Raw genomic sequence first — 2903 nt, forward strand, 5'->3', positions numbered from 1 at the left:
CATGATCGACCGAGGCACCCCCAGGGGCGGAACCCGGGGGGTCAGTCCTGGAGGCAGGTTCGGAGGGCGGCGGTGAGCAGATTGGCGCGCTCGTCGCCCATCCCGCGCATCTGGTTGACCACATAGCCGAAGCCCACCTGATGCTCGGCGTCGGCGAAGGCCAGGTTGCCGCCCGCGCCGTCGTGGCCGAAGCTGCGCTCACCCAGCAAGGGCCGGGCCGGTGGCGAGTGCAGCAGGAAGCCGGTGCCCCAGCGCTGCCCGGTGTCCGGCGGGCCGTGCCGCTGCTGACCACGCGAGCGAACCACCACCGCGTCGTCCACCGACGCTGCCGTGAGCAGCGGCCCACCCTGGAGTTCCGACACACAGGCGGCGTAGAGGCGCGCGAGGCCCTCGGCGGTGCTCACCGCGCCCGCGCCGGGAACACCGGCGGCCCGGATGGCGTCGTCGTTGAAGCTGACCAGGCCGTCGGCGTCGGCGGGGAAGGCGAAAGCACCGCCCATGGTGATGCCCCGTTCGGCGACCGGGTCCACGAACGGGTCAGGGTCCGGAGGCGGTGCCACGCCCCAGGCGACGGTGTCGCTCTCGGCGGCCGGGAGCCCCAGCCAGGTACGCAGGCCGAGCGGGCCCGCGACGGTGTCGGCGAAGAACGCGCCGGGTAGTTGGCCGGTGATGCGGTGGATCACCTCTCCGACCAACCAGCCGTAGGTCATCGAGTGGTACCCGTGCGCCGTGCCCGGCTCCCACAGCGGGGCCTGCGCCTCGATCGCCTTGATGACCGGGTCCCACGCCAGCACCTCGTCGAGGGTCAGCGGTCGGTCCACCGCGGGCAGACCTGCCTGGTGCGTGAGCAGCCAGCGCACCGGGATGTCCGCCTTGCCGTGCTGTCCGAACTCCGGCCAGTAGCGCGTCACGGGAGCGTCGAGGTCGAGCTGGCCCTGCTGGGCCAGCAGGTAGGCGCAGATCGCCAGGATCCCCTTGGTGCAGGAGAAGACGACGACCGGCGTGTGCGCGTCCCAGGGCCGCCCGGTACGGGTGTCGGCCACCCCGCCGTACAGGTCGACGACCTTGCGGCCCCGCACGTAGACGGTGACCGCGGCGCCGACCTCTCCCCGGGAGGTGAAGTTGTCGCGGAAGACGTCGGCGACGCGCCTGAAGCGATCGTCGACGTCGCCGTGGATCTGCGGCTCTGTGACCACTGCCTACCCCTTCACTGACCCTTGGATCAGGGCCTTGATGAACTGTCGCTGGAAGATCAGGAACACGATGAGGGTCGGGGTGAGGATCAGCAGCGACCCGGCGCACAGCAGCACCAGGTCGGTGCCCCACTGGCCCTGGAACGCTCCGAGCGCCCCGGCCATCGTGCGTTTGGTCGCGTCGTCCACGAGGACGATGGCAAGCAGGAACTGGTTCCACGTCCAGAGGAACATCAGGATGGTCAGCGAGGCGATCGCCGGCCGGGCGAGGGGCACCTGGACCCGCCAGAACAACTGCCACGTGCTGCTGCCGTCCACCCGGGCCGCCTCGGACAACTCGACCGGCACGTTGGTGAAGTGTGCCCGCATCCAGAACACCGCGAACGGCATGTAGAGCCCGATCAGCGGCAGGATGATGGCCCAGCGGGTGTTGAGCAGGCCGAGGTCCTGCATCTGGTAGTAGAGCGGCGTGACCACGGCCTCGAACGGCAGGGTCAGACCCAGCAGGAAGAGACCGAAGACGAGCCGGCCACCGGGGACTCGCAGCTGACCGAGCCCGAAGCCGGCCATGGTCGCGATGAGCACCGACACCGGTACGACACCGGCCACGATGAGCAGGCTGGAGCGGAGCAGGGCGCCCATGTTCGCGGCGGTGAACGCGTCGGCGAAGTTGCCCCACTGCGGGTCGGACGGCCACTCGAGCCCGCTGGGCACGGTGCCCCGGGGCTGCAACGCCGCCGAGAGCATGCTCACGAACGGCAGCAGGGTGACGACGATCAGGGCGATCAGGAAGACCCGGCCGGTCAACTGTTCGCGACGGCTCAAGTTCACTGCTTGTCCCCTCGGCTCAGGCGCTGGATCGGCAGCACACACACCAGCACGAGCAGCATGAGTACGACAGCGAGCGCCGAGGCGAGCCCCACCTGCCGCTGCGAGAAGGCCAGCCGGTAGATCTCCAGGCCCGGCACCGTGGTCTGGAGGCCGGGGCCGCCACTGGTGGAGATGTAGACGATGTCGAAGCTCGCCAGCGCCGCGATGATCGTCACGGTGAGGCAGACGCCGATCTCCTGACGCAGGCTGGGCAGGGTCACGGCGAGGAACTCACGGACCGGACCGGCACCGTCGATGCGGGCGGCCTCGTACAGCGCCGGGTCGATCTTGCTCATGCCGGTGACCAGCAGGATCGTGCAGAGGCCGAGCAGGACCCAGGCCCCGATGACGCCGACGGCTGGCAGCGCCGTGTCGAAGTCGCCGAGCCAGGCGCGGGCGACGCCACCCAGTCCGACCGCGCGCAGCGCCTGGTTGACCAGACCGTTCGACGAGAGCAGCCAGCTCCACGCGATGCCCGCCGCCACCAGGGGGATGACCTGCGGCAGGAACAGGATGGTCCGGACGACGGTGCCGAACACGCCGGTGGTGATCCGGCGGACCATGCTCGCCACCAACAGCCCCAGCGCGACGGGAATGAAGCTGAAGAAGACGATCAGGACGATCGCGTTGCCGATGATTTTCAGCAGGTCGCTGTCGGTGAACACGGTGAGGTAGTTGTCCAGGCCCACCCAGCGGGCCACCCCGATGCCGTTCCAGTCGTAGAGCGAGTACTGGAGCGTCAGGACGAGCGGGCGCAGGACGAACACCGCGTACATCACCAGGGCGGGCAGGACGTACAACCAGCCGGTCCCGGCCGCGCGGGCCCACCGGAATCGGTGG

The 2903-nt window shown here is 69.8% G+C and carries 3 protein-coding genes; all 3 read right to left on the bottom strand.

Annotated elements, in window-relative coordinates; genetic code table 11:
- Positions 1-41: 41 nt before the first annotated feature.
- Genes AB0B48_RS32775 through AB0B48_RS32785 form a run of 3 tightly spaced genes read right to left on the bottom strand, consistent with a single transcriptional unit; the run spans position 42 to position 2863 of the window.
- Positions 42-1196: a serine hydrolase domain-containing protein gene (locus tag AB0B48_RS32775; protein WP_357208463.1), complete on the bottom strand. Its 1155-nt coding sequence runs from the start codon at positions 1194-1196 to the stop codon at positions 42-44.
- Between the two features lie 3 nt (positions 1197-1199).
- Complete coding sequence (locus AB0B48_RS32780; protein ID WP_124860646.1) at positions 1200-2024, bottom strand: carbohydrate ABC transporter permease; 825 nt, start codon at positions 2022-2024, stop codon at positions 1200-1202.
- Positions 2021-2863: a sugar ABC transporter permease gene (locus AB0B48_RS32785; RefSeq protein ID WP_357208466.1), complete on the bottom strand. Its 843-nt coding sequence runs from the start codon at positions 2861-2863 to the stop codon at positions 2021-2023. The genes AB0B48_RS32780 and AB0B48_RS32785 overlap by 4 nt, the downstream gene beginning before the upstream one ends.
- Between the last annotated feature and the right edge of the window lie 40 nt (positions 2864-2903).

Origin of the sequence: Micromonospora sp. NPDC049089, from assembly GCF_040648775.1 — a bacterium.
Classification (GTDB): domain Bacteria; phylum Actinomycetota; class Actinomycetes; order Mycobacteriales; family Micromonosporaceae; genus Micromonospora.